The organism is Cystobacter fuscus DSM 2262 (genome assembly GCF_000335475.2).
Lineage (GTDB): Bacteria > Myxococcota > Myxococcia > Myxococcales > Myxococcaceae > Cystobacter > Cystobacter fuscus.
Genome location: NZ_ANAH02000046.1, coordinates 1 through 1196, shown reverse-complemented (window position 1 = coordinate 1196; position 1196 = coordinate 1). Strand labels below are relative to the sequence as shown.

Annotated in this window: 1 protein-coding gene; it reads right to left on the bottom strand. The window is 59.9% G+C overall.

Annotated elements, in window-relative coordinates; genetic code table 11:
* Positions 1 to 15: 15 nt before the first annotated feature.
* Positions 16 to 486, bottom strand: a complete 471-nt coding sequence (locus tag D187_RS59430; RefSeq protein WP_043433452.1) for an HNH endonuclease — start codon at positions 484 to 486, stop codon at positions 16 to 18.
* Positions 487 to 1196 lie beyond the last annotated feature (710 nt).

Here is a 1196-nt window from a genome sequence, read left to right as displayed (position 1 = left end):
ACACTTGCAACATCCTCACAGAAGACCCTCTGCCACCGCCTCCTCCAGCTCCCTGGCGCCATCAAAAGACTCCGAAGCGCGGCTCATCCACTCCAGGAGGGACTGCGACTGTCTGGCGCCACGCTGTGTGGTGACGGTATCCCTGGACGCTGCCGACCGATCTGTGGCGGCGCTGTTGGTCCTCGAACCCCACTGGCTATCGCTCTCCCTGATGGCGAGACAGCAGAAGACGTCGGCTCTTGCCGCTCGTATGCAGCGCGGCTGGTGGGTGCAGAGGTCGACGACAAGGTGTCCATGGATAGAGCAGAATATGGGACCTGCGCAGCCCTTGCGACTGTTGTTGACTTGGGGACTCTCCGCACGGAGGTGATCCGGGTTGAAGCAGTTTCGTCGGTCACAGAGGTGACTGACTTGGCAGTCCTGCGGCGGGTTTTGGCCTCGAGACCCCACGTAGGCGACAATATGTATAAGGAAGGCCGAGAGCACCCCGCGCCCTGCTTGACCCAGGGCCGAGTTGCGCTTAGCCCAGAGCTATACAGACGTTAGCGGCGTGGACGAAGAGGTCATCCGGGGGAGGGGCACAAACCTGCCCGTAGCCGTCGGTGTTTCTGCTGCCTGCAAAGAGCCAGCAGGAGGTATCTGCGGTAACGGTGCAGTGTGCGCTCGTCCTCTCGGCCATGATGAGTTGATGACAGCGGGCCTGGCCAAGCTCGGCCGCGTAGTCGATTCGTCGGGGCATTGTGTGAGCGGGCGTGGATGTGGTGGATGAGGATGAGGGACGGCGGTTGCAGCGCGGTTTTGCATAGACGTGATCGTCTAGATCGTGAATCACACTTCAAGGGCGCTGCTGCTCTCTCGAGTGTGATTCACGGCCGCACTTACCGGCGCCGCGGCTATACGGTGAGCACACCGCCCGCCGCCTCTCGTCCGTTCTGGCCATCCTCTCCTGATGTTGCTGGTGCGCGATGGACTTGTTACTTAATTGAACGTGGGCATTCGAATGTATCAACACTAGTGGGCCATTTTTGGTAAGCAGAACTGGCGATGCGGGATGAACCGAACGCGAGGTTAAGGTGCCGGAGTGGACGCTCATCAGACACCACAAAAGGCGTTAGTACATCTTGACAGCAGGACGGTGGCCATGGAAGTCGGAATCCGCTAAGCATGGTTGCAACGGGTAACGGAGGGTTAGGGCT